Raw genomic sequence first — 25,085 nt, 5'->3', positions numbered from 1 at the left:
TGCGTCAGACGTTGCGCCGGTACTGACCGCCGACCTCGAAGAATGCTTCCGTGATCTGGCCCAGAGAACAAACGCGAGCGGCGTCCATGAGCACGGCGAAGACATTCTCGCCCGCGATCGCCGCTTCCTGCAGTCGCCGAATGGCGACCTGACCCGCCTCGGCGTTCCGGGACTGGAAGTCGCGGACCCGGTGAAGCTGGGACTGCTTCTCCTCCTCGGTGCCCCGGGCGAGCTCGAGCTTGACCGGCGCCCGCTCGCCGTCCGGCGGCAGGAACGTGTTGACGCCGACGATCGGCAGCGAGCCGTCGTGCTTGCGCTGCTCGTAGAGCATCGACTCGTCCTGGATCCGGCCGCGCTGGTAACCGGTCTCCATCGCGCCGAGGACGCCGCCGCGCTCGGAGATGCGCTCGAACTCGCGGAGCACGGCCTCCTCGACCAAATCGGTGAGCTCGTCGATGATGAACGACCCCTGCAGCGGGTTCTCGTTCTTCGCGAGACCCCACTCCTGATTGATGATCAGCTGGATCGCGAGCGCCCGGCGCACCGACTCCGGCGACGGGGTCGTGACGGCCTCGTCGTAGGCGTTGGTGTGGAGGCTGTTGCAGTTGTCGTAGAGCGCGATCAGCGCCTGCAGCGTCGTGCGGATGTCGTTGAAGTCCATCTCCTGCGCGTGCAGGGAGCGGCCCGACGTCTGCACGTGGTACTTCAGCTTCTGCGAGCGCTCGTTCGCGCCGTACTTCTCCTTCATCGCGACCGCCCAGATCCGGCGGGCGACGCGGCCGATCACCGAGTACTCGGGGTCCATGCCGTTCGAGAAGAAGAACGACAGGTTCGGCGCGAAGTCGTCGACGTCCATGCCGCGCGCGAGGTAGCTCTCGACGTAGGTGAAGCCGTTGGAGAGCGTGAACGCGAGCTGGCTGATCGGGTTCGCCCCGGCCTCGGCGATGTGGTAGCCGGAGATGGAGACCGAGTAGAAGTTCCGCACCTTGTTCGCGATGAAGTACTCCTGGATGTCGCCCATCATCTTGAGCGAGAACTCCGTGGAGAACAGGCAGGTGTTCTGGCCCTGGTCCTCCTTGAGGATGTCGGCCTGCACCGTGCCGCGGACGGTGGACAGCGTCCACGCGCGGACCTCGGCCGCCTCGTCCTCGGTCAGCTCGCGACCGAGCTCGGCCGCCTTCTTCTCCAGCTCGCGGTCGATCGCGGTGTTGAGGAAGAACGCGAGGATCGTCGGCGCCGGGCCGTTGATCGTCATCGACACCGAGGTGTTCGGCGCGGTCAGGTCGAAGCCGTCGTACAGCGCCTTCATGTCCTCCAGCGTCGCGATCGACACGCCGGACGTGCCGACCTTGCCGTAGATGTCGGGGCGGACGTCCGGGTCGCGGCCGTACAGCGTCACCGAGTCGAACGCCGTCGAGAGCCGCGTGGCCGGCTGGCCCTTGCTCAGCAGGTGGAAGCGCCGGTTCGTGCGGAACGGGTCGCCCTCACCGGCGAACATGCGCGCGGGGTCCTCACCCTCGCGCTTGAACGGGAAGACGCCCGCGGTGTACGGGAACTCGCCCGGCAGGTTTTCACTGCGCAGGAAGCGGAGCAGCTCGCCCTCGTCGCCGTAGCGGGGAAGCGCGACGCGCGGGATGCGCGTGCCCGACAGGGACTCGCGGAACAGCCGGTTCTTGATCTCCTTGTCGCGGATCTTCACGACGTGCTCGTCGCCGCTGTAGGCCTCGACCGTCGCCGGCCAGGACGCGAGCAGCGCCTTGCTGTCCTCGCTGAGCTCCGCCTCGGTCTCGTCGAGCAGCACCTCGAGCACGCCGGTGTCCCCGTTGCGCGTCGCGACGAGGTCCTTGGTCGCGCGCAGCTGCTGACGTTGCCGCGCGAGCTCGACCTCCTTGCGGGTCTGCTCGTGGTAGCCGCGCACGGTCTCGGCGATCTCGGCCAGGTACCGCACGCGGTTCGGCGGGATGATCGTCTTGAGATGGCTGGAGGCCTTGACCTCGACGGTGGGCAGCGTGCCCGGCTCCAGCGGCAGGCCGCGCTCCCCGAGCAGGCCCTTGAGGTGCTGGTACAGCGCGGTGACGCCGTCGTCGTTGAAGCGGGCGGCGCTCGTGCCGAACACCGGCATGTTCTGCCAGTCGGAGGACATGAGGCCCTGGTTGCGCGCGATCTGCCGGGCGACGTCGCGCAGCGCGTCCTCGGCGCCGCGGCGCTCGAACTTGTTGATCGCGACGACGTCGGCGAAGTCGAGCATCCCGATCTTCTCCAGCTGCGACGCGGCGCCGAACTCCGGCGTCATCACGTACAGCGAGAGGTCGACGTACGGCACGATCGCGTCGTCGCCCTGGCCGATGCCGGGGGTCTCGACGATGACCAGGTCGTAGCCCGCGGCCTTGCAGGCCGCAATGACGTCGGTCAGGCAGCTCGGGACCTCCGAGCCCCCGCCGCGCGTCGCGAGCGACCGGAAGTAGACGTTGCCCTGACCGGTGCCCCCGTCCCGGTTGTAACCGTGGAGGCCGTTCATGCGGATGCGGTCACCGAGCAGGGCGCCGCCACCCTTGCGCCGCGTCGGGTCGACGGCGATGACGGCGATCCGCAGCTTGTCCTGCTGGTCCAGCCGCAGCCGGTGCACGAGCTCGTCGGTCAGCGACGACTTGCCGGAGCCACCGGTCCCGGTGATGCCGAGAACCGGGACGCTGCGGTCGGACGCCGCCGAGGAGATGGCCGCCGCGAGCTCCGCCGGCAGCTTGCCGGCCTCGATCGTGGTGATCGTGCGGGCCAGCGTCGCGGTCTCACCCGCGAGCAGCGCGTCCGCGCTGGTCGGGGGAGTGGCCGCCAGGTCGACGTCGCAGGTCGCGATCATCGTGTTGATCATCCCGGCGAGGCCGAGCTTCTGGCCGTCCTCCGGCGAGAAGATCGTGACGCCCCGCTCGCGCAGCAGCGCGATCTCCTCGGCGACGATGACGCCCCCGCCGCCGCCGTAGACCTGCACGTGGCCGGCACCGCGCTCGGCGAGCAGTTCCTTCAGGTAGCTGAAGTACTCGATGTGGCCGCCCTGGTACGAGCTGACCGCGACGCCCTGCGCGTCCTCCTGGATCGCGGCGGTGACGACCTCGTCGACGGAGCGGTTGTGCCCGAGGTGGATCACCTCGGCACCCTGGGCCTGGAGGATCCGCCGCATGATGTTGATCGACGCGTCGTGTCCGTCGAACAGGCTGGCCGCAGTGACGAACCGGACCGGGTTGGCCGGGACGTGAAGTTCCGTCATCGGGGGCGCTCCTGACTGGTGCTCAGACGGGGGGCAATTAGGTTGTTCGCGTGCCGTTGGACTTCGACCCCATCGCCGAGGCGCATCGGCAGTGGCTGATGCGCTGGCCGGAGCACGCCGACCAGATGGCGGCCGTGACCTCGGTGATGCGGGTTCAGCAGTTGTTGCTCGGGGAGATCGACCGGACACTCAAGCCGTTCGGCCTGACCTTCGCCTCGTTCGAGGCGCTCCGCCTGCTGGCGTTCACCCGTGAGGGTGAACTGCCCATGGGCAAGATCGGTGAACGCCTCATGGTGCATCCGGCGTCGGTGACCAACACCGTGGACAAACTCGAGCGCGCCGGCATGGTGCGCCGCCGCTCGGCGCCGGAGGACCGGCGCCGGGTGCTCGCTGCCATCACACCCGACGGCCGCGATCTGGTCGAAAAGGCGACCGCGGCGCTGAACGCCGCGGACTTCGCGTTGCCCGGGGTCGACCGGGACACCGCTGTCGCGCTGACTGCGCTGCTGCGCAGGATCCGCGAGCGGGGGAACGACTTCGACGCGAACGCGCATGACCCCTGGGCGTAGGTCTCACCGGGTGAATATTTTGACGCCCAAATAATCGCTCGAGGTCCCCGGAAACGACAAGGTGGGCTGCGCCACTCGGCGCAGCCCACCTCGGGGTCGAGAAAACGTACTCCGCAGGTCAGCGGGTCACGGCGATCCCGGTCAGGTCGTACAGCCCGAAGATGTCGAGCTTGACCCCGGTGACCCGGTCCGAGAACCCGGCGAGCGAGTTCGTGTACCAGAGCGGCACCGACGGCATGTCGTTGACCAGCAGGGCCTCAGCGTCCGCGTAGGTGTCGAAGGCCTCGTCCAGGTTCGGCCGCGAGGCCGCCCGGCTCAGCTCGTCGTTGAAGCGGGTGTACCGGTAGTCCACCCAGTTTGCGACACCGTTGCGGGAGTACATCGGCACCAGGAAGTCGTCGATCGACGGGTAGGCCATCGTCTTGTCGATGACCAGCAGGTCGTCGGTCTCCTCATCGGTCATGAGGTCCTGGAACCGCTGCGCCGACGCCGGCGTGACCTCGCACGGCTCGTTGAGCGCGCGCTCGATCTGACGGCAGACCTCGGTCCACATCGACGGGTTCGAGACGGTCGGGGTCTCGGCGTCGTAGGTGATGCGGATCGTGCCGTCGTAGCCACCCGCGCGGTTGCGCTCGTCGCGGGCGTCGTCGCGGTCGTAGAGGCAGGTCCGGCCGCACCGGTTCTCCTCGTAGCCCGCGACACCCGGCGGGGTCCAGCCGGTGGCCGGGACCAGGAACTCGCCCGGGGCGAGCTTCACGAGCTCGCTGCGGTCGAGCGCCATCGAGATCGCGCGCTTGAGGCGCTCGGACCGGTAGGTGCGGTCCTCGTCCTCGTCCGGGAAGCGGAGCACCTGGATCTGGCCGTACGGGCTCGCGACCCAGCGGTCGTCGAGGTCGTCCTGGTAGCGCTCGTCCTCACGGGCGCCGGCCGGGATGACGTCGGTGACGTCGAGGGTGTTCGCGACGACGTCGTTGTAGGCCGCCTCGCTGTTGTCGTACATCTTGAAGATCACGTTCTTGACCTTCGCGCGGGACGGACCGCTGTAGTCGTCCCAGGCCTCGAGCACGATCCGGTCGCCGTGGTCCCACTCGCTGAGCGTGAACGGCCCGGCGCCGATCGGCTCCTCGGAGAACTCCTGGCCGGCGTCGGTGAAGAACGACGCGGGCAGCGGGGCGAAGGCGACCAGGCCCAGGCGCTGCGGGAACGTCGCGTCCGCCTCACGCAGCGCGATCGTGAAGGTCCGGTCGTCCGCGATCGTCAGACCCGACAGCTGCGTCGAGCTCGGCGGCGGCGCCTGGCCGAGGCCCTCCTCGCCGTCCGGGTCGAGCGGGTGGACCGACTCGTAGCCGACGATCGGCGAGAACAGGTTCGCGTTGGGCGAGTTGTTCGGCCCGTACGCGGCGTAGTTCCACGCGTCGACGAAGCTCGCCGCGGTCACCGGGGTGCCGTCGGAGAACGTGGCGTTCTCCCGGATGCGCACCGTCCAGGTCTTCGCGTCGTCGGTGCTGATCGACTCCGCGAGGTCCGTGCGTGCCTCGCCGTTGCTGGCGTAGTGCACCAGCCGCGCCGTCACCGCGTTGAGGATGTTCAGCCCGCAGGTCGAGCTGGTCGCCGCCGGCGTCAGCGGGAACGACGGCGTGCAGCCACGGACGGTGATCGTGTCGTCGTCGCCCTCGGCGCCGCTGCCGCCCCCGTCACTGCACGCACTCAGGGCGAGTACGGCCGACATGCCTGCCGCGAGGCCCGCGAACCTCCGGCTCCGCATCATTCGTCGCATTCCGCCGCTCCTATCGCACTACAGCTCGTACCGATTTGAACACTATTCGCTTCACTCCCTTTGTTCACAGAAACGTGAAGCGAAAAAAACGGTCAACTCGGCCTGGGATTGGTCTGGACACGCCGGGTTCGTCCGGTGGCGCTCGCTCCGGGAACGGTCGTGTGGCGGGGACCGTTCCCACCGCCGCGTTCGCTGCATAGGGTCACGATGTCCCGACTATGAGCTGCACCACAACCCAGTCCCAGTACCACCCAGCAGTCCCACCCAGCAGTCCCACAACGCAGTGGAGGTGTCCCGCCTGTGAAGACCAAGGCCGCCGTCGTCTACGAACCCGGCAAGCCGATCGAGATCGAGGAGTTGGACCTGGACGGCCCCCGTGAGGGCGAGGTCCTGATCCGCTACACCCACGCCGGCCTGTGCCACTCCGACATCCACGTGGCCCACGGTGACCTCCCCTGCCGGACGCCGATCGTGCTCGGGCACGAGGGCGCCGGGATCATCGAGGAGGTCGGTGCCGGCGTCACCCGCGTCAAGCCGGGTGACAAGGTCGTCTGCTCGTTCATCCCGAACTGCGGCCACTGCCGCTGGTGCGCGACCGGTCGCCAGTCGATCTGCGACATGGGCGCGACGATCCTCGAGGGCAACCTGCCCGGCCCCCGGCCGTTCCCGAACACCGGTCCGCGCGGCGAGTACGGCGCGATGTGCATGATCGGCACGTTCAGCCAGTACGGCACCATCCACCAGAACTCCGTGGTCGCGGTCGACGCGGACCTGCCGCTGGACAAGGCCGTGCTCGTCGGCTGCGGCGTCCCCACCGGCTGGGGATCGGCTGTGAACACGGCCGACACGCAGCCCGGCGACACGATCCTGGTCGTCGGCGTGGGCGGCATCGGCATCAACGCCGTGCAGGGCGCCCGCTACGCCGGCGCGAAGAACGTCATCGCCGTCGACCCGCTGGAGAACAAGCGGGAGAAGGCCCTCGAGCTCGGCGCCACCCACGCGGTCGCGACCTCCGAGGAGGCCATGGAGCTCGCGATGGAGCTCACCCGGGGTGTGGGCGCCGACAAGGGCATCATCACCACCGACCTGGTGACGGAAGCTCAGGTCACGACGACGTTCCACACGATCAGCAAGGGCGGCAAGGTCGTTCTCACCGGTCTGAACAAGCTCGACCTGAACAACGTCGTGATCCCGTCCGCGCTGATGACGCTGTTCCGCAAGACGGTCCAGGGCTCGCTGTTCGGTGACTGCAATCCGACCACCGACATCCCGAAGATCCTCGGGCTGTACCAGAGCGGTGACCTCAAGCTCGACGAGATCATCACCCGGACCTACAAGCTGGAAGAGGTCAACGAGGGCTACGACGACCTCCTCGCCGGCAAGAACGTCCGCGGCGTGATCGTTCACGAGCACTGATCTCCTTGACCGAGGAGTCACCTGGCAACGTCATCGGGCGGGCCCGCGAGGTCGAGCTGCTCGTCGCCGCGCTGGACGCGGGGGCGCACGTGCTCCTCGAGGGCCCGCCCGGAACCGGAAAGACCACGCTGCTGCGCGCGGTGGCGGAGGCCGAGAAGACCGGGTTCGTCTTCGTCGAGGGCAACGCGGAACTGACGCCGGCTCGGTTGGTCGGGCACTTCGACCCCGCGCTGGTGCTGGAGCGCGGCTACGGGCCGGAGACCTTCGTCGACGGCCCGCTGGCCGAGGCCCTGCGGGCGGGGGCGCTCCTCTATGTCGAGGAGACCAACCGCATCCCGGAGGAGACGCTCAACGTCCTCATCACGGTGATGAGCGAGGGCGAGCTGACCGTCCCGCGGTACGGGCGCATCGTCGCGGCGGAGGGCTTCCGGCTCGTCGCCGCGATGAACCCGTTCGACGCCGTCGGCACCGCACGCATCTCGTCGGCGATCTACGACCGGGTCTGCCGGATCACGATGGGCTACCAGGACGCCGGCGACGAGTTCGAGATCGTCGCGTTGCGGGCGCCGGGCGGCAGCGCGGTCTGGCGGTCCAAGGTCGTCGACCTCGTCCGCCGGACCCGGGAGCACCCGGAGATCCGGGTGGGCTCGTCGGTGCGCGGGGCGATCGACATGTCCCGGCTGGCCGGTGCGTTGGCCGGCCGGCGCGGGGTCGACCCCGAGAACTGGACGGTCGGCCTCGACGCGGCGCTCGTCGCCCTGTCGGGCCGGATCCGGCTGGCCGAGTCGATCGGCCGCGCGCCCGAGGACGTCGTGCGCGAGCTCTACGTCGCCGTGTTCGGGGCCGAGCCGCGGGAGGACGCCGGGGGTGATGACCCGGGGGGAGCCTGAGCCCGCCCTCGCCGGCGGGCGACCCGGCTCCCGGGGGAGCCCCGAAACGGCGGCCGCGCCCCGGCCCCGGTGACCGCACGATCGGTCGCAACCAGCTCGCGAACCGGTCGCGGTTCGCCGAGCTGTCCCCGGAGGTCGGCGTCCTCGACGTGAAGGCGGCCGAGGACGCCATGGCCGCCGACCCGGACGCCACCCTCGCGCTGCTCGCCGAGATGGCGCGGGCGACCGACGAGAAGCTCCGCGCCGCCGCGCGGCAACTCGCCGGGCGCATCGTGCTCGACCGCGTCCGGACCGGGCCGCCGAAGGCGCGCGGCATCGGCAAGCTGCGCAACGTCCCGGCCGACCGCGGCGGGGACCTCGACCTCGACGCGTCGATGCCGGCCGTGGTCGACGCCAAGGCCTTGCGGCGCCCGCCGCACCTCGGTGACCTGACCGCGCGGACGTGGTCGCGTCCCGAGCTCGCGCTGTGCCTGCTCGTCGACGCGTCCGGGTCGATGGGCGGCGAACGGCTCGCGGCGGCCGCCCTCACCGCGGCCGCGTGCGCGCTGCGGGCCCCGGGGGAGTACGCCGTCCTCTCCTTCGCGCGCGAGGTCTCGGTGCTCAAGGCGATCGACGCCCCAGCCGCTCCGCAGACCGTGGTCGACGCGATCCTCGGGTTGCGCGGGCACGGCGTCACCGCCCTGGCGACCGCGCTCCGGGCGGCCACCGACGAACTCGAGCGCTCCCGCGCGTCCCGTCGGGTCGTCGTCCTGCTCTCGGACTGCCGCGCCACCGACGACGAGGACCCGATCCCGGTCGCGTCCCGCGTCCCGGAGCTCGTCATCCTCGCCCCGGCCGAGGGCTGCGAGCAGGCCGAGGACCTCGCGGCGCGCTCCGGCGCCCGGTGGGCCCCGATGTCCGGGTCGTCCGACGCCCCCGCCGCGCTCCTCTCCCTCCTCGACCGCTGAGACATCCTCAGGTGCTTGGAGGGCGCTCCAAATCGGGGGTTCGGGGTTCGTAGTCGGCTCCATTGTTCCGGAGGTCGCCGTTCGCGACAGTTGCGGACAGCGAGCCACACCCCCCGCAGGACCAATGGAGGTCACGGAGATGGAGTTCCTCGAGGTCGTCGGCACCCGGCGCAGCACGCGCTGGTTCAAGACGTACCAGCCGGTCGAGCGCGAGAAGGTCCAGGAAATCCTGGAGGTCATGCGCTGGACGACGTGTCCCGGCAACCTGCAGCCGTGGCGCGCGGTCGTGGTGTGGCGCGACGAGCTCGACCCGGACATCCGCGAGGAACTCCTGCAGGCGGACAACTGGCAGGGTGCGCACGTCCAGGCCCCGGTCTGGATCTACATCTTCGCCGACCCCGAGGCGGCGCGGCCCGGATCGTTCGCCACCAGCACCCAGCAGCTGATCGAGGTCGGCGCGGTGCCGACCGCCTACGGCTGGTCCAAGACCCGCATCGTCGACGCGATCGAGCGCGCCGTCGAGACCCCCGCCGGCATGGCCGCGATCCACGAGCTCCTGCACGACCTCCCGCACGAGGCGTCGGCGACGATCGCCCACTCCGAGACCGTCGGCGCCTGCGCCGTCACCGTCCTGGCGGCCGTCAACGCCGGGCTCGGCACCTGCCTGCACATGATCGCCCGCCCCAACAAGCAGGCCCGCGTCAAGGAGATCCTCGGCGTCCCCGAGCACTGGATCCCGGTGTGGGTGCAGCTCGTCGGCTACCCGGCCGAGGGCGTCGAGGCCGGCGGTCAGCGTCCGCGTCAGCCGTTCGAGTCGACGTTCTTCGAGGGCAACGCGCAGACGCCGTTCCGCCGCGACCCCAAGGTCGTCGAGAAGCTGGAGCGGGAGAAGCTCCTGCAGGCGCCGGCCCCGCTGCCCGGCCGCCGCGACGAGCTCATGTTCCTCGCGCGGATGTACGGCTACCCCGAGGACCAGGACGACTGAGTCGCTGCGTATCTCCACGCAGCTCATCCCCACTCAGTTGTTCCTGATCCCTCAGGTCCACGTCCCGATCGGTAGGTACGAATGCCGGACTTCCGCGACTACAAGACCGTGCAGCGCTGGCTGGAGGAACCGCCCGGGCGCGGCTTCCAGCCGGTTCGCGAGGACCCCGCGGCGAAGTGCGAGATCCTCGAGAAGTTCTGCGCGCACATCGGCGTCGATCCCGACACGCTGATCGCCACCACGACCGACCTCGTCCCCACCGGATCGGTCGAGCGCAACAAGCAGCTCAAGGCGCTCAAGCAGTGGGTCCGGGCGCAGGAGCTCCCGGACTCCCAGGCGACCAAGTGGGAGAACCACATCCGCGGGTTCTTCATCAAGAACGGCGTCAAGGTTCTGGTCCGCCCCTACGGCGACGTCTACCGGCGCAGCCCGGGTGAGCGCGCCGCCCGCGGATTGGCGTGAGGGGCGGTCAGATTGAACACCGGAGATCTGCTGACCAACGCGGCGCGGAGCTACCCCCACCATCCTGCCTTCATCTTCGAGGGCGAGAGCCGGACGTACGCCGAGTCCTGCGCCCGCGCCGACGCGTGGGCGCGGGCCCTGCTCGCGGGGGGCCTCCAACGCGGTGACCGCGTCGCGCTGTACCTGCGCAACTGTCCCGAGTTTCTGGAGACGCTCTACGGCACGTGGAAGGCCGGCGGCGTCGTCGTCCCGCTCAACGCGACCTTCACGGCCGACGAGTTGGCTTGGCACCTCGCTGACAGCGGTGCCTCGGTCCTGCTCACCGACGGCGAGGGCCTGCCGACCGTGGCGAAGGCCCGGCCCGACCTGCCGGGCCTGGCCCGGGTGATCTGCCACGACCCGGGGGCGGGACGTCCCGAGCTGCCCGCGGACGAGTTGCTCGACCAGACCCTGGCCGCCCGGTCCGGCGCGCCCCTGGTGAGCGTCGACGTCACCGAGGACGACCTCGCCTGGATCGCCTACACGTCCGGCACGACCGGCCGGCCCAAGGGCGCGATGCTCACGCACCGCGTGCTGATCTACCAGTGCCTGACGACGCTGGCCGACGTCGAGCGCATGGACCAGACCCACGTCGGCATGCACGCGGCGCCGCTGTCCCACGGGTCCGGTCACAACTCGCTGGCGTTCACGATGAAGGCCTGCACGCAGGTCATCCACCAGCGCTGGGGGTTCGACACCGCACTATTCCTGGAGCAGGTCGAGCGGTACCGCGTCGCGGCGATGTTCCTGGTCCCGACGCAGATCAAGATGATCGTCGAGCACCCGGACCTGCCGAACCGGGACGTCTCCAGCCTGCAGTGGATCTGCTACGGCGGCGCCCCGATGTACCGCGAGGACCAGAAGCGCGCGCTCAAGGCGCTCGGCCCCGTGCTCGTGCAGTGCTTCGGCCAGACCGAGTCGCCGATGTCCGGCACCGTCCTGACCCGTGACGAGCACTCACTTCACGACGGCGACGGACGCGAGCGGTCCGTCGGGCGGGTGCGGGTCGGCATCGAGCTCAAGATCCTCGACCCCGAGGGCAACGAGATGCCGCCCGGCGAGGCGGGCGAGATCTGCCTGCGCGGCCCGACACTGATGGCCGGGTACTGGAACCGGCCCGACGCGACGGCGGAGACCCTCGCCGGCGGTTGGCTGCACACCGGCGACGTGGGGATGGTCGATGAACACGGCTATCTGTTCATCCTCGACCGGCTCAAGGACCTCATCATCTCCGGCGGGCTGAACGTCTACCCGCACGAGATCGAGGACGTGCTTCTCACGCACCCGGCGGTCGCGGAGGCCTGCGTCATCGGCGTGCCCCACGAGAAGTGGGGCGAGGCGGTCCACGCCGTCGTCGTGCCGGCCGGGGGCGCGACCCTCGACCCGGCCGAGCTGATCTCGTGGAGCGGGCAGTACCTCGCGGGCTACAAGAAGCCCAAGGGAGTCGACGTCGTCGCCGCCCTGCCGAAGACCACCTACGGCAAGGTCGCGAAGCGCGAGGTCCGTGCCCCCTACTGGGCCGGCCTGGGACGCAACATCTGATGGGCCGTCATGGCTGATCGTCATGGTTGATCGTCATGGCTGACGCCTGGATCGCGGGCGCGGCCATGACGACCTTCGGGCGATCGCCGCACGGGCCGGAGGTGCTGGCCTCCCAGGCCGTGGCCGCCGCCCTGGCCGACGGCGGGCTCGCGGCCACCGAGATCGGCCAGGTGTTCCTCGGGAATGCCGCGGCCGGGCTGCTGCTCGGGCAGGAGATGATCCGCGGCCAGGTGTTCCTGCGGGGCTCCGGGCTGCTCGGGGCGCCGATCGTCAACGTCGAGAACGCGTGCGCGTCGAGCTCGTCGGCGCTCTCGTTGGCGGTGACGGCGGTTCGCGGCGGGATGCTCGACGCGGCCCTGGCCGTCGGCGTCGAGAAGATGACCGTGCCCGACAAGGCGCGGGTCTTCGGCGCGCTCGCCTCCGCCACCGACACTTTGCGCCGGCCGGACATGCGCACCCTCGTCGCGACCACGACGCTCGGGGAGGCGCGGCCCGCGGGTGAGGGCGCCCCCACCGCGTCGGCATTCATGGACCACTACGCCCACAAGGGCGCGGTGTACCTGGAGAAGGCCGGCGGCGACGTTCACGACCTCGCCCGCGTCGTCGTGAAGTCGCGCGCGTTCGGCGCGCTCAACCCCGCAGCGCAGTTCACCACCCCGACGACCGTCGAGGAGGTGCTCGCCGGCCGGGTGATCTCCGACCCGCTGCGGCTGTCGATGTGCGCCCCGATCGGCGACGGCGCCGCCGCGGTCGTGGTCGTCTCCGACCGGCTCGCGAAGCGGCTCGGTCGCCGCAGCGTGCGCGTCGCGGGGCAGGGGATCGTCAGCAACGACCCGACGACCCCGGATTTCCCGGCCGGGCTCGCCGCCGCGAAGGCGTTCATCCAGGCCGGTGTCGGCCCGCACGACATCGACGTCGTCGAGGTCCACGACGCCGCCGCCCCGGCGGAGTTGTTCTGCCTCGAGGAGATCGGGCTCTGCCCCGAGGGTGGGGCCCTCGGCCTCCTCCGCGACGGCGTCACCGGCCCCGGCGGCCGGCGTCCGGTCAACCCCAGCGGTGGCCTGCTCTCGCGGGGCCACCCCGTCGGCGCCACCGGCTGCGGCCAGATCGTCGAGCTCGCCGACCAGCTGCGTGGCCGCTGCAGCGCCCGCCAGGTCCCCGGCGCCCGCCTCGCCCTCGCCCAGAACTCGGGCGGGATCCTCGGCGACCACGAGGCCGTCGCCGTCGTCACCATCCTCGAGCGCACGACGCGCTGACCCCGTGCGGTTGCGCTTCACTCGCCGGGGCCAGGGCTCACTCGCCGGCGCCAGCCCTCACTCGCCGGCGGTTGCGCTTCACTCGCCGGCGCCAGCCTTCACTCGCCAGGCCTGGCGAGTAGAGCCTGTCCCCAGCGAGTGAAGCCGACCCCGGCGCACCCGCGCCGGCGCCCCCAGGCGACCCGGAGCGACGTCTTCACAAGCCGAGCGCCTGCTTCACCAGCCCGGCCGGGCCTGTGAAGACGGGTGCGGCCAGTGAAGACGCTGCGGCCAGTGAAGCCGCGGGTGGCCCGGAACCACGAGGCCCTCGCCGTCGTGACGATCCTCGAGCGCACGACGCGCTGACCGTGCGGTTGCGCTTCACTCGCCGGCGCCAGCCTTCACTCGCCGGCGCCAGCCTTCACTCGCCGGCGCCGGCCGTCACTCGCCGGCGGTTGCGCTTCACTCGCCGGCGCCAGCCTTCACTCGCCAGGCCTGGCGAGTAGAGCCTGTCCCCAGCGAGTGAAGCCGACCCCGGCGCACAGGAAGAAGGGCGGGCACCGGGAGTCCGGTGCCCGCCCTGTTGTGGCGGTCGTGCTGTGGCGGGCTGATCTACCCCAGCGGAGAGCGACTCACTTGTTGGTGTAGATGACGAACTGGTCCTTGTCGGGAGCGAAGCCGGAGGGACTGCCGTCGGGGTTGGCGATGGTGTTCGTGTTCTCGTACTTGTACATGTACTCGCGGCCCTGGCCCTGCTTGTCGCTCCAGGTCTGGTTGGCGCCGGTGCCGCCGCGTTCGGCCTTGTTCCACGACCAGCTCTGCTCCAGGGAGGCATCGGCGGCGTAGACGTCGCCGTTGGAGAGCTGGGCCATCAGCCGTTCGCGGGTCAGGTTCGGGCCGACGGCCTTGGCGGCGCGCTCGAACACCAGGGCGCCGACGTAGCTGGCCTGGACGATGTGGTGGTTCAGACCCTTGTTGCCGCGGGCGTAGCGGTTCATGATCGCCATGAACTCGGTGCCCCAGAGCTTGTACGTCGTGTTGGTCCAGTACCGGCCGGCCGGGTGCTTGCCGAACAGCGAGCCGATGATCTCGCCGGCCATGTGGTTACCGGAGATGCCCTTCGGCGGGTAGTAGTTCTGCTGGGACGCCTCGACGAGGAACTTGGTGGTGGTGGCCGCGTTGATCACGTAGTGGATGACGTGGTCGGGGTTCGCGGCGCGCATCGCGAGGACCTGGCCGGACATGGAGGTCTCGGTGATGCCGACGTCGACCTTCTTGACCATCTTGGCGCCGGAGGCGTCGAGGATCCGCTGCACCTCGCTGCACGAGAGCTGCATCTCGGGGCTGGTCAGGCAGAGCAGGCCGTAGGTCTTGGGCTTGATGACGTTCTTCACCCAATGGGCGTTGGTCATCGCCTCGTGAACCATCGACATGTGGGTCGGGAACATGTACGGGTCCTGCCACTCGGTCTGGGAGTAGGCCCAGGTGCCGATGGCCGGAACCTTGTACTGCGCCAGGTCGGAGTGGATCGACGCGGACGCCCAGCTCGTGTAGCCCATGAACGCGAAGATCTTGTCCTGGCCGACGAGCTTCTTGATGCAGGCTTTCGAGCGGGAGACCTCGCCCGGGCCGTCGTCGCAGTCGACCAACGACAGCCGACGGCCGAGCACGCCGCCGCGGTCGTTGATCGAGGTGAAGGTGGCCTTGATGCCGGCCGCGATCGGCCCGATCAGCAGGTTGCCCAGGGCCATGCCGTACATGCCGACGGTGCCCATCTTGATCGAGTCCTTGGTGACGCCCGTGTCGGTGGCGCCGCCCCGTTGCGCCGCGACGCGATCGTTGGCCGCGCGCTCGGCAGCGGAGTCGATGCTCGTCAGCCCGCCGAGGGAGGCGCCGGCCGCGCCCTTGGCCGAGGTGTCCGAGGACGTCCCGGCCTTCTTCGCCGACGACTTGTTCGCGGCGGAGCCGGCCGACTCCACGGGCGCGGCCGCACCGGTGACGGGCGCCTGCCCCGCGGCGGCTTCGCCCGCGGCGTCCGAGACCGGTGCGGCAGCGGGGTCCGCGGCCGCGGAGTCGGTGCCGGCCGCGTCGACCGGCGCCCCGGCCGGGTCGGTGACGACGGCTTCGGACTGGGCGGCGTTCGCCGCCGTGGCGTCGCTGTCGCTGCTGCCGCCGCCGCAGGAGCTCAGCACGAGCGCTGCACTCAGCACGATCGGAGTCGCGGTGAGGAAGCGCCTGGAGTGGACTCGCACGTGGGTCTCCTCGAAGGTGTGGGGGGCCAGGGTCTGTTCGCCGCGCCGGTTGACCGGGACGTGAAACCGAGGCGTCGACATGCCCGGCTTGTGCCGTTCATGGTTCGGGAGTGAGACCGGGGTCACAATGGAGTCCGCTACGAACGGTGGCCCCTTGATTTGTAGGCCGCTCCAAGAGGAGGACGGGTGCTCGACGCCACCCCGCGCAGCCTGACCGCGGTTGCCGACGCGCTGATGGAGCGCGAGGAAGCGCTGGTCGCCGCCCAGGTGAAGGCGGTGCGCGAGTTCGCCGGGTACGACCGGATCCCGCTCCCGTCCCTCCGGAGCTCGGCCCGCCGCAACGTCCTGCGGGTCGTGTCGGTCCTGCGGGGGAGCCCGGACCTGCCGGCCGAGGCGGAGGAGACCGAGCGGCAGTCCGGCGGCCAGCGCGCGCTGCAGGGCATCCCGGCCGACGTCGTCGTCGGCGCCTACCGCGCGGTGATGGGCCTGCTGCGCGAGGAGTTCCTGACCACGGCGACGGAGCTGGCGATCCCCGCCGTCGACGTGCTCCACGCAACGCGCCTGCTCTGGGACCTGACGGACCGTTACTCGACCGAGGTCGTCGCCGAACGGCAGCAGATCGACATCGAGTTCGCCCGCCGCGACGAACAGGAGCGGCTCGCGTTCCTCCAGCGGCTGCTCACCGGCACCCTGCTGCCCGCCGAGGTCCTGGTCGGCGGCGTGGCCTACGGCCTGGTGCCCGACGCCGAGTACTGGGTCAGCCGCGGCCGGCACCCCGAGGAGCACCGGCACGCGTTGTCCCGCCGCCTGGAGTACTCGGGCGCGACGTCGAACTTCCGGCCGCTGATCGGATGGATCGACGGGGACGTCGTCGCCGTCACCGCCAAGCGGCCCACGGTGGAGTCCGACGGCGCCGTGCTGGCCGTCTCCGGCCCCGTCCCGCCCGCCGGGTTCCCCCAGGCCTTCGGCGAGGCGACGCGGCTGCTGAACGTCGCCGCCCGGTTCCAGCGGCAGGGCCTGGTCGACAACAACACGCTCTCGATCCGGATCGCGGTCGTCGAGGAGGGTGAGCTCTCCGAGGCGCTGCTCGCCCGGTACGCGACGCCGGTCCTGGCCACCGGCGCGACCGCCGGGATCGTCCTGTCGACGGTCCGCACGTTCCTCGCCTGCCGGCGGCACATCGCGGAGACGGCGGCGGCGCTGTCCGTCCACGTCAACACCGTCCGGTACCGGCTGGCCCGGTACGCCGAGCTGACCGGCGCGGACCTCGACGACACCGAGACCCTGATCGAGGTGTGGTGGGCGCTCGAATCCTGGGCGCTGCGGGAACAGACTCCCGGCGCGTAGACCGGCAGCCCGGCTTGGAGCCGCGTACAAGCCGGTGCACGGACCTTCGTCCGCCCGTCCATGGCGCGAGCGGGCGCGGTCACGGAGCATGAGCGGCTACACCCCCACTCCAGGGAGGTCCGCGGGTGATCGTGGGACTGGGCGGCGGCGTCGGCGCGTCGCGGTTCTGGCGGGCGCTGCTCGCCGAACTGAACGAACCGAGCGAGTTGACCGTCGTCGTCAACACCGCGGACGACCTCTGGGTGCACGGCCTGCGGGTCTGCCCTGACCTCGACACGACGCTCTACGCCCTCTCCGGGCGGCAGGACCTCGAACGCGGCTGGGGCGTGCAGGGAGAGTCCTGGCGGGTGATGGACGCGGTCCGCTCGCTCGGCGGAGACCCCTGGTTCCACCTCGGCGACCTGGACCTGGGGACGCACCTGCTCCGTACCGGGCTGCTGCGGGACGGTGTCGGTCTGGCCGAGGTGACGCGGCGCCTGGCGGTCGGCCTCGGCGTCGCGACGCCGGTGCTGCCGATGACCGAGGACGAGGTGACCTCCTACGTCCTCACCGCGGCCGGTGAGCTCCTGCACTTCCAGGAGTTTCACGTCGCGCGCCGCTCGCGCGACGACGTCCGCGCGATCTCGTACCGCAACGCCGACACCGCCGCCCCCGCCCCCGGCGTGCTGGAGGCGATCCTCACCGCCGACCTCGTCGTGATCGCGCCGAGCAACCCGCTCGCGAGCGTCGGGCCGATCCTCGCCCTGCCCGGCGTCCGGGAGGCGCTGCGTGCAAGCAAGGCCCCGGTCGTCGCCGTCACCCCGGTCGTCTCGGGAGTGCCGATCACCGCCCCGGGCGAGCAACATCGCGCGGACACGCGCGTCGGGCTGCTGCGCTCCGTCGGGCTCTCGCACACCGCGGCGGCGGCCGCGAGCCTGCTGCGCGACGTCGCCGACGTCTTCGTGCTCGACCGCGCCGACGAGATCGAGGCCGAGACGATCGCCGGCTTCGGGCTGGAGGTCCTGCTCGCCGACACCCTCGCCACCGAGCTCGCGGCCGGGGGGATCGACCTGCCGGCCGCGCGGGCGGTGCTGGAGCGAAGCTCCCCCTCCCGTGCCTCCGCCCGATCTGCTGCGGCCCCGACCCGGGAGCGCCCGTGAACCCGGGCCTGCGGCGCGCGCTGCGCCGGGCCCGGGACGGGGCGACCCTGAACGTTCCCGAGGTCACCGACCTGCTCGGTGCCCGCGGCGAGGCGTTGGCGGACCTGACGGCCACGGCCGCCCGGGTCCGCGACGCGGGCCTCGTGGCCGCGGGCCGGCCGGGCGTCGTCACCTACTCGCCGAAGGTCTTCGTGCCGGTGACCCGGCTGTGCCGCGACCGCTGCCACTACTGCACCTTCACCGTGACGCCGGGTCAGTTGCGCCGCGCGGGCGTGGATCCGTATCTCTCCGTCGACGAGGTGCTCGACCTCTGCCGCCGCGGCGCGGAACTCGGTTGCACCGAGGCCCTGTTCACGGTCGGCGACCGTCCCGAGGACCGCTGGCCGGTGGCGAAGCAGTGGCTGACCGAGGCCGGGTACGACTCGACGCTGGACTACCTGCGCGCCCTCGCGATCCGCGTGCTGGAGGAGACCGGCCTGCTGCCGCACCTCAACCCCGGCGTGATGACGTGGGAGGAGATCGCGCGCGTCAAGCCGGTCTCGCCGTCGATGGGGATGATGCTCGAGACGACCTCGACGCGGTTGTTTCACTCGCCCGGCGGCGCCCACCACGGCTCGCCCGACAAGGACCCGGCGGTTCGGTTACGGGTCCTGGAGGACGCGGGCCGCCTCAACGTCCCGTTCACGACCGGGCTGCTCATCGGCATCGGCGAGACGCCGTTGGAGCGAGCCGAGTCACTGTTCGCGCTCCGGCGCGTGGCCCGGGCGTACGGGCACGTGCAGGAAATTCTCGTCCAGAACTTCCGCGCGAAGCCGGACACCGCGATGCGGTCCGTACCGGACGTCGGCTTCGAGGAGTACCTGGCCGCGGTTGCCACGGCACGGGTCGTGCTCGGGCCGCGCATGCGCATCCAGGCTCCGCCGAACCTCTCCGCGCCCGACGAGCTCGCCGCGCTGCTCGGCGCCGGTGTCGACGACTGGGGCGGGGTCTCGCCGCTGACGCCCGATCACGTCAACCCCGAGCGGCCCTGGCCAGCGCGCGACGTCCTGGCGGCGGCCACCGCGGAGGCGGGCTTCACCCTGACGCCGCGCCTCACCGTCCACCCCGAGTACGTGCGCGCGGGAGAGCCGTGGATCGACCCCCGCGTCGCCCCGCACGTGGAGGCGCTCGCCGACGCCACCGGTCTCGTCCGCCCCGGCGTACGGCCGGTCGGTCGGCCGTGGCAGGAGCCCGAGCGGCTGACCGAAACCGGTCGGGTCGACCTCCACGCTGCGATCGACACCGAGGGTCGGCGCACCGAGACCCGCTCGGACTTCGACGCCGCCTACGGCGACTGGGAGGCAGTTCGCGAGGACGCCCGGCGCATCGGCAGTGCCCCGGCGCGCCTCGACGGCGACGTCGCCGCCGCGTTGCGGGCAGCCGAGCGGTCACCAGCTGATCTGACGGATGCTCAGGCGTTGGCGCTCATGACCTGCGACGGCCCGGCGCTCGAGGCGCTGGCCGCCCTCGCCGACGCGATCCGGGCCGACGTCAACGGGCCCGAGGTCACCTACGTCGTCAACCGGAACATCAACTTCACCAACGTCTGCTACACCGGCTGCCGGTTCTGCGCGTTCGCCCAGCGGCGCACCGACGCCGACGCGTACTCGCTCTCGGTCGAACAGGTCGCCGACCGCGCGGCCGAGGCGTGGGAGGTCGGCGCGACCGAGGTCTGCATGCAGGGCGGGATCGACCCGGAGCTCTCGGGCACCGCGTACTTCGACCTGGTGCGCGCCGTGAAGCGCCGCGTCCCCCGCATGCACGTGCACGCCTTCAGCCCGATGGAGGTCGTCAACGGGGCGACGAAGGCCGGGATGTCGATCCGGGAGTGGCTGACCGCCGCCCGCGCGGCCGGCCTCGACACCATCCCGGGCACGGCGGCGGAGATCCTCGACGACGAGGTCCGCTGGGTGCTGACCAAGGGCAAGCTCCCGACGGCCGCGTGGATCGACGTCGTCACGACGGCGCACGAGCTGAACATCCGCTCGAGCGCCACGATGATGTACGGCCACGTCGACACCCCGGCCCACTGGGTCGCGCACCTCAAGCTGCTCGCGCGGCTCCAGGACGAGACCGGCGGCTTCACCGAGTTCGTCCCGCTGCCGTTCGTCCACACGAGCGCGCCGCTCTACCTCGCCGGCGTCGCCCGGCCGGGCCCGACCGCGCGCGACAACCTCGCCGTCCACGCGATGGCCCGGCTGTTGCTCCACGGGCGGATCGACAACATCCAGACGTCGTGGGTGAAGCTCGGCGTCGAGGGCACGCGGGCGACCTTGCGCGCCGGCGTCAACGACCTCGGCGGGACGCTGATGGAGGAGACCATCTCCCGCATGGCGGGCTCCGAGCACGGGTCCCGCCGGTCACCGCAGGAGCTGGACGAGATCGCGGCCGGCGTGGGCCGTCCGACCCGGCAGCGGACCACGACCTACGGTGCCGTCGACCCCGACCGTGTGGCGCTGGCCTACGCCGCGCGGGATCAGCGCACGAGCTCGAAGTCGTTGCCGTTGATCTCCTTGACCGCGGTCAGGTAGTCGCGCATGTAGCCGGGCCAGTTGGCCACGATCCGGCCGTTCTCGTTTCTGTACCAGGAGTCGCAGTCCACCCAGGCGGTGCCGGAGAACCGGCGCTGGAGGGCGGCGTCGGAGGCGGCCTCGACCTCGGGCTTCACCTCGATCGCGGCGGCGTTGCGGTCGCGGACGAGCTCGAGCGCCTGCCGGACGTAGGCCGCCTGCTGCTCGAGGTACCAGATGATCGAGCCGCCCGAGGTGTTCGTGTTCGGCCCGTAGAGGAGGAACATCGAGGGGAAGCCCGGCACGGTGATGCCCAGGTGCGCGTGGGCGCCCTCGGCCCAGACCTCGCGCAGGTCGAGCCCCTCCCGGCCGCGGATCTCCATCGGGAACATGAAGTCGTTGGTGGCGAACCCCGTTCCCCAGATGATGCAGTCCACCTCCACCACCCGCCCGTCCGCGGTGCGGACGCCGGTCTCGGTCAGCTCGGTGATCCGCTCGGTCACGAGGTCGACGTTCGGCCGGGTCAGCGCAGGCAGGAAGTGGCTGGAGAACAGCACGCGCTTGCAGCCGAAGGTGTAGTCCGGCCAGATCTTCCGGCGCAGCTCGGGGTCCTTCACCTTGCGCTTCATGAAGGCGGCGGAGCGGAGCCCGACGACCTTGCCCAAGGTCTTCGGGTGGCGGATCGCGGCCGTCAGGGACTCGGCGTACCAGTAGTAGAAGTTGCGCAGCAGGGGCTGGACGAACGGGACGTGCTCGATCGCCCACCGGACCGGGAACGGGTACGGCCGGTTACGTCGGGCCAGGAACCAGTTGCCGGTCCGCTGAAAGACGGTCAGGTGGCCGACCTTCGGCGCGATCTCGGGGACGAACTGCACGGCGCTCGCGCCCGACCCGATGACGGCCACGCGCTTGCCGGTCAGGTCGTAGCCGTGGTCCCAGCGGGCGGAGTGGAACTGCTTCCCGGTGAAGACGTCGCGGCCGGGCAGGTCGGGGATCACCGGCTGGTGCAGCTGGCCGGTCGCGATCACGAGCGCGTCCCCGACGTGCTCGGCGCCGTCCGCCGTCCGCACCGTCCACTTGCGGGCGTCACCGTCCCAGGTGCAGTCCTGGACGATCGAGTTGAACCGGATCAGCGGCTCGACGCCGAAGCTCCGGGTCACCTCCTGCAGGTAACGGAGGATCGCCGGTTGCGGGGAGCACAGGTGCGTCCAGTCGGTGCGCTGGGCGAACGAGAAGGAGTACAGCGGGCTCGGGACGTCGCAGGCGGCGCCCGGGTAGCTGTTGTGGAACCACGTCCCGCCGGGCTCCGGGGCGCTCTCGAGGAGGGTGATGTCCGAAAAGCCGTGTTTGCGCAGTTCGATGGCCATGGCGACCCCGCCGAAGCCGGCGCCGACGATGAGGATGCGAGGGCCGGGATCCGCTTGCGCCATGCGCCGGAGAGTAGTCGCAGGTGAGCCGATTACAGTGAGTCCTGCTGGACGAAATTTTCCGCGCGAGATCCCCGAGGAGCGCACCATGCTCGAGCCCCAGGTCGACGCCCCCGCCACCGAGGTGACCGACGAGGTCGTCGCCGAGGACCTGCTCGTCGAGGACGTCTCCATCGACGGCATGTGCGGTGTCTACTAAGGCGCCCAGCCCCATCGCCGGAGGGCCCTCGTTCGACCTCGACGCCGCCTGGGATCTCCACCCGCGGGTGGAGATCCGTCCGGAGCGATTCGGGGCCCTGCTCTACAGCTTCGACACCCGTCGGCTGTCGTTCCTGCGCAGCCGCGAGCTGCTTGCCGTCGTGCAGCAGCTGGGGAGGTCGGCCAGTGCCCGTGAGGCCTGCGCCGCGGCCGGCGTCGGCGAGGCCGAGCTGCCGACGTACCGCGCCGCCCTGGCGCGCCTGGCCGAGACCCAGATGATCACCGCCCGGGAGGGCTGATGACCGCGCCGACCTCGCCGCGTCCTCTGATCGAGGAGTTCGCCCTCGGACTCGAGTCCCCGATCTGCCTGACCTGGGAGCTCACGTACGCCTGCAACCTGGCGTGCGTCCACTGCCTGTCCAGCTCGGGCCGTCGCGACCCGCGCGAGCTCACCACCGCCCAGTGCATGGCGGTGATCGACGAGCTCGAGGCGATGAAGGTCTTCTACGTCAACGTCGGCGGCGGCGAGCCCACCGTCCGGCCGGACTTCTTCGAGCTGCTCGACTACGCGACGGCGCACAAGGTCGGCGTCAAGTTCTCGACGAACGGCTCGCGCATCACCCCCGCGGCGGCGCAGCGCATCGCGGCGAACGACTACCTCGACGTCCAGATCTCGCTCGACGGCGCGACCGCCGAGATCAACGACGCGGTCCGCGGCACCGGCTCGTTCGACACCGCGCTGCGGGCGCTCGACAACCTCGCGAAGGCGGGATTCTCGAACGCCAAGATCTCCGTCGTGATGACCCGTCAGAACGTCGGTCAGCTGGACGACTTCGCGGCGCTCGCCGAGCGGTACGGCGCGACGCTGCGGCTGACGCGGCTGCGTCCCTCGGGTCGCGGGGCGGACGTCTGGGACGACATGCACCTGTTCGCCGACCAGCAGCGCGCGCTCTACGACTGGCTGCTGGACCGCGGTGACAACGTCCTTACCGGCGACTCGTTCTTCCACCTCGCGGGGTACGGCTCGGCGCTGCCGGGGCTCAACCTGTGCGGGGCCGGGCGCGTGGTCTGCCTGATCGACCCGATCGGCGACGTCTACGCGTGCCCGTTCGCGATCCACCCCGAGTTCCTCGCCGGCAACGTCCTCGACCCGGGCGGCTTCGCCGGTGTGTGGCGGACGTCGGACCTGTTCGCCCACCTGCGCGAGCCGCAGACCGGCGGGGCGTGCGCGTCCTGCTCGGCGTACGACTCGTGCCGCGGCGGCTGCATGGCGGCGAAGTTCTTCACCGGTCTCCCGCTCGACGGACCGGACCCGGAGTGCGTCCGCGGCCACGGCGAGCACGCGCTCGCGACGGCGGACCGCACGGCCGCCCCGAAGTCGCCGGTGGACCACTCGAAGCCGGGCGGCCGCAAGCCCACCGGCCCCGTGCCCGTGACGATCGGGCCGCGGCCGGACTCGCTGACCGGCCTGACCACCCCGCCCGACCGCGCCTGCGACGCCAGCCCCCTGGCGGGCTTCGTTGCGGCTCGCTGACCTGACCTGGCCTCAGGTCGCCGGCCGGGCCGGCCCGGTGTTGCTGGCCGTCCCGCTCGGGGCGACCGAGCAGCACGGCCCGCACCTGCCGCACTCGGTGGACACCGACATCGCGGTGGCCCTCTGCGAGGGTCTCGCGGACCGGCGGGCGGACGTCGTCGTCGCGCCCCCGCTGTCGTTCGGCGCCAGCGGTGAGCACGCCGGGTTCCCGGGCACGCTCTCGATCGGCACGGAGGCGCTGACGCACGTCCTCGTCGAGCTGGCCCGCTCGGCCACCGACACCTTCGGCCGCGTCCTGTTCGTCTCGGGGCACGGCGGCAACGGCGAGGGCCTGCGGGCCGCCGTGGCACAGCTGCGGTCCGAAGGCCGGGACGTCCAGTTCTTCGAGCCCCGCTGGTCCGGCGACGCCCACGCCGGCCGGGCGGAGACGTCGCTGCTGCTCCACCTGGACCCGCGGCGGGTCCGGCTCGAGCTCGCCGAGCCCGGCAACACCGCCCCGCTGCCCGAGATCCTGCCGTTGCTGCGCGCCCGGGGCATCCGGGCCGCGAGCGCGAACGGGATCCTCGGCAACCCCGCCGGCGCGTCCGCCGAGGAGGGCCGGGTGCTGCTCGCCCGGTTGACGGACGACCTCGTCGCATTCGTGGAGCGGACGTCCGACGATGTGGCTGCTATCGCGACCACTTCGTCGGACGCAACGGCGGAAGAGGTGGCGGGATGAGCGCCGGACGGGTCGCGATCGTCACCGGGGCCGCGCGGGGGATCGGGGCCGCGACGGTGGCCGAGCTGGCGCGGCAGGGGTACTCGGTGCTCTGCGTCGACGCGGTGACCGACGACCCGGCGCTGGGATACCCGCTGGCGACGGTGGCGGACCTGGACGCGGTCGTGAAGCTGGCGAACGACTCCGGTGCGGGTGGCGCGGCGCCGTTCCCGGCGGACGTGCGGGACCTCGCACTGCTGGAGGCCGCGGTCGCCGACGCGGAGCGCCGGTGGGGCGGGATCGACGTCGCGATCGCGTGCGCCGGGGCCATGGGCGGCGGGGCGCCGCACTGGGAGACGTCGGTCGAGACCGAGCAGGTCGTGCTCGACGTCAACCTCGACGGCGTCCTGAACCTTGCCCGCGTGACGATCCCGGCCATGCTCAACCGGCCCGCGCCGCGGAGCGGGCGGTTCCTCGCCATCGCCTCCGCCGGCGCGACGCGGGGGCTGCCGAAGCTGGCCGCGTACTGCGCGGCGAAGGCCGGCATCACGGGGTTCATCCGGGCGCTCGCGGTCGAGCTCGGCGACTCCGGCATCACCGCGAACGCCGTCAGCCCGGGGTCGACGGACACCGCGATGCTCACCGAGTCGGCGCGGCTCTACGACCTGCCCGCGGCGGAGGAGTTCGCGGGGCAGGCCCCGCAGGACCGGCTGCTCCACCCGGACGAGGTCGCCGCCGTCGTGGCCTTCCTGGCGAGCCGGAAGTCCGGCGCGATGACGGGGGCGATCGTCCCCGTGGACGGCGGCCTCGGGCTGTGA

Annotated in this window: 20 protein-coding genes; 16 read left to right on the top strand and 4 right to left on the bottom strand. The window is 71.3% G+C overall.

All coding sequences use genetic code 11. From position 1 onward, the window contains the following. Positions 1 to 4: 4 nt before the first annotated feature. Positions 5 to 3,262 carry a fused isobutyryl-CoA mutase/GTPase IcmF gene (icmF, locus tag SPOPO_RS0104360; protein WP_019873563.1) on the bottom strand — a complete coding sequence of 1,086 codons (3,258 nt, stop codon included), beginning with the start codon at positions 3,260 to 3,262 and terminating at the stop codon, positions 5 to 7. 98 nt (positions 3,263 to 3,360) lie between these two features. On the opposite strand from icmF, the gene SPOPO_RS0104355 reads away from it, so the two are divergent. After that, positions 3,361 to 3,831 carry a MarR family transcriptional regulator gene (locus SPOPO_RS0104355; protein ID WP_051098498.1) on the top strand — a complete coding sequence of 157 codons (471 nt, stop codon included), beginning with the start codon at positions 3,361 to 3,363 and terminating at the stop codon, positions 3,829 to 3,831. Between the two features lie 118 nt (positions 3,832 to 3,949). On the opposite strand, the gene SPOPO_RS0104350 is transcribed toward SPOPO_RS0104355, so the two are convergent. Further along, positions 3,950 to 5,608, bottom strand: a complete 1,659-nt coding sequence (locus tag SPOPO_RS0104350) for a peptide ABC transporter substrate-binding protein (RefSeq protein WP_084670881.1) — start codon at positions 5,606 to 5,608, stop codon at positions 3,950 to 3,952. A 300-nt stretch (positions 5,609 to 5,908) separates the two neighbouring features. Here SPOPO_RS0104350 and SPOPO_RS0104345 point away from each other — a divergent pair, with 300 nt between their 5' ends. The 7 genes from SPOPO_RS0104345 (at position 5,909) to SPOPO_RS0104315 (ending at position 13,145) form a co-directional block, all read left to right on the top strand. Beyond that, positions 5,909 to 7,024 (top strand): NDMA-dependent alcohol dehydrogenase, encoded by a 1,116-nt coding sequence (locus SPOPO_RS0104345; protein WP_019873560.1) that lies wholly within the window; start codon positions 5,909 to 5,911, stop codon positions 7,022 to 7,024. A 5-nt stretch (positions 7,025 to 7,029) separates the two neighbouring features. Further along, entirely contained in the window at positions 7,030 to 7,914 is an 885-nt protein-coding gene (locus tag SPOPO_RS0104340; RefSeq protein WP_019873559.1) for an AAA family ATPase, read from the top strand. Positions 7,915 to 8,063: 149 nt separating this feature from the next. Next, positions 8,064 to 8,861, top strand: coding sequence for a VWA domain-containing protein (locus tag SPOPO_RS0104335; protein WP_019873558.1), 798 nt, complete (start codon positions 8,064 to 8,066; stop codon positions 8,859 to 8,861). Between the two features lie 124 nt (positions 8,862 to 8,985). Continuing rightward, complete coding sequence (locus tag SPOPO_RS0104330; RefSeq protein ID WP_019873557.1) at positions 8,986 to 9,846, top strand: nitroreductase family protein; 861 nt, start codon at positions 8,986 to 8,988, stop codon at positions 9,844 to 9,846. An 81-nt stretch (positions 9,847 to 9,927) separates the two neighbouring features. Continuing rightward, entirely contained in the window at positions 9,928 to 10,308 is a 381-nt protein-coding gene (locus SPOPO_RS0104325; protein ID WP_019873556.1) for a hypothetical protein, read from the top strand. Between the two features lie 12 nt (positions 10,309 to 10,320). Then, positions 10,321 to 11,889 (top strand): AMP-binding protein, encoded by a 1,569-nt coding sequence (locus tag SPOPO_RS0104320; protein ID WP_019873555.1) that lies wholly within the window; start codon positions 10,321 to 10,323, stop codon positions 11,887 to 11,889. Positions 11,890 to 11,924: 35 nt separating this feature from the next. Further along, positions 11,925 to 13,145, top strand: coding sequence for a thiolase family protein (locus SPOPO_RS0104315; protein ID WP_028984508.1), 1,221 nt, complete (start codon positions 11,925 to 11,927; stop codon positions 13,143 to 13,145). A gap of 611 nt (positions 13,146 to 13,756) precedes the next feature. On the opposite strand, the gene SPOPO_RS0104305 is transcribed toward SPOPO_RS0104315, so the two are convergent. After that, positions 13,757 to 15,457, bottom strand: coding sequence for an ABC transporter substrate-binding protein (locus SPOPO_RS0104305; protein WP_019873552.1), 1,701 nt, complete (start codon positions 15,455 to 15,457; stop codon positions 13,757 to 13,759). Between the two features lie 105 nt (positions 15,458 to 15,562). On the opposite strand from SPOPO_RS0104305, the gene SPOPO_RS0104300 reads away from it, so the two are divergent. The 3 genes from SPOPO_RS0104300 (at position 15,563) to SPOPO_RS0104290 (ending at position 20,432) form a co-directional block, all read left to right on the top strand. After that, on the top strand, positions 15,563 to 16,723 hold the full coding sequence (locus SPOPO_RS0104300) for a PucR family transcriptional regulator (protein WP_019873551.1): 1,161 nt from the start codon (positions 15,563 to 15,565) through the stop codon (positions 16,721 to 16,723). Between the two features lie 125 nt (positions 16,724 to 16,848). Then, positions 16,849 to 17,862: a 2-phospho-L-lactate transferase gene (cofD, locus tag SPOPO_RS0104295; protein WP_019873550.1), complete on the top strand. Its 1,014-nt coding sequence runs from the start codon at positions 16,849 to 16,851 to the stop codon at positions 17,860 to 17,862. Then, the gene (locus SPOPO_RS0104290; protein ID WP_019873549.1) at positions 17,859 to 20,432 is read left to right on the top strand and encodes a bifunctional FO biosynthesis protein CofGH; all 2,574 of its coding nucleotides are present in this window, start codon (positions 17,859 to 17,861) and stop codon (positions 20,430 to 20,432) included. Before cofD ends, SPOPO_RS0104290 begins: the two co-directional genes overlap by 4 nt. Here SPOPO_RS0104290 and SPOPO_RS0104285 read toward each other — a convergent pair. Beyond that, the gene (locus SPOPO_RS0104285) at positions 20,378 to 21,841 is read right to left on the bottom strand and encodes a flavin-containing monooxygenase (protein WP_019873548.1); all 1,464 of its coding nucleotides are present in this window, start codon (positions 21,839 to 21,841) and stop codon (positions 20,378 to 20,380) included. The genes SPOPO_RS0104290 and SPOPO_RS0104285 overlap by 55 nt on opposite strands. 85 nt (positions 21,842 to 21,926) lie before the next feature. Between SPOPO_RS0104285 and mftA the strand changes: the two genes are divergently transcribed. The 5 genes from mftA to SPOPO_RS0104260 are packed head-to-tail and all read left to right on the top strand — an operon-like array spanning position 21,927 to position 25,085. Continuing rightward, the gene (mftA, locus tag SPOPO_RS33570; protein WP_019873547.1) at positions 21,927 to 22,037 is read left to right on the top strand and encodes a mycofactocin precursor MftA; all 111 of its coding nucleotides are present in this window, start codon (positions 21,927 to 21,929) and stop codon (positions 22,035 to 22,037) included. Further along, positions 22,027 to 22,335: a mycofactocin biosynthesis chaperone MftB gene (gene mftB, locus SPOPO_RS0104275; RefSeq protein WP_245541697.1), complete on the top strand. Its 309-nt coding sequence runs from the start codon at positions 22,027 to 22,029 to the stop codon at positions 22,333 to 22,335. Before mftA ends, mftB begins: the two co-directional genes overlap by 11 nt. After that, complete coding sequence (mftC, locus tag SPOPO_RS0104270) at positions 22,335 to 23,570, top strand: mycofactocin radical SAM maturase (protein ID WP_019873545.1); 1,236 nt, start codon at positions 22,335 to 22,337, stop codon at positions 23,568 to 23,570. Before mftB ends, mftC begins: the two co-directional genes overlap by 1 nt. Further along, complete coding sequence (mftE, locus tag SPOPO_RS0104265; RefSeq protein ID WP_019873544.1) at positions 23,557 to 24,288, top strand: mycofactocin biosynthesis peptidyl-dipeptidase MftE; 732 nt, start codon at positions 23,557 to 23,559, stop codon at positions 24,286 to 24,288. The genes mftC and mftE overlap by 14 nt, the downstream gene beginning before the upstream one ends. Beyond that, complete coding sequence (locus SPOPO_RS0104260) at positions 24,285 to 25,085, top strand: mycofactocin-coupled SDR family oxidoreductase (protein ID WP_019873543.1); 801 nt, start codon at positions 24,285 to 24,287, stop codon at positions 25,083 to 25,085. The genes mftE and SPOPO_RS0104260 overlap by 4 nt, the downstream gene beginning before the upstream one ends.

Origin of the sequence: Sporichthya polymorpha DSM 43042 (assembly GCF_000384115.1) — a bacterium.
GTDB lineage: Bacteria > Actinomycetota > Actinomycetes > Sporichthyales > Sporichthyaceae > Sporichthya > Sporichthya polymorpha.
This window is presented reverse-complemented; position numbering and strand designations above follow the sequence as displayed.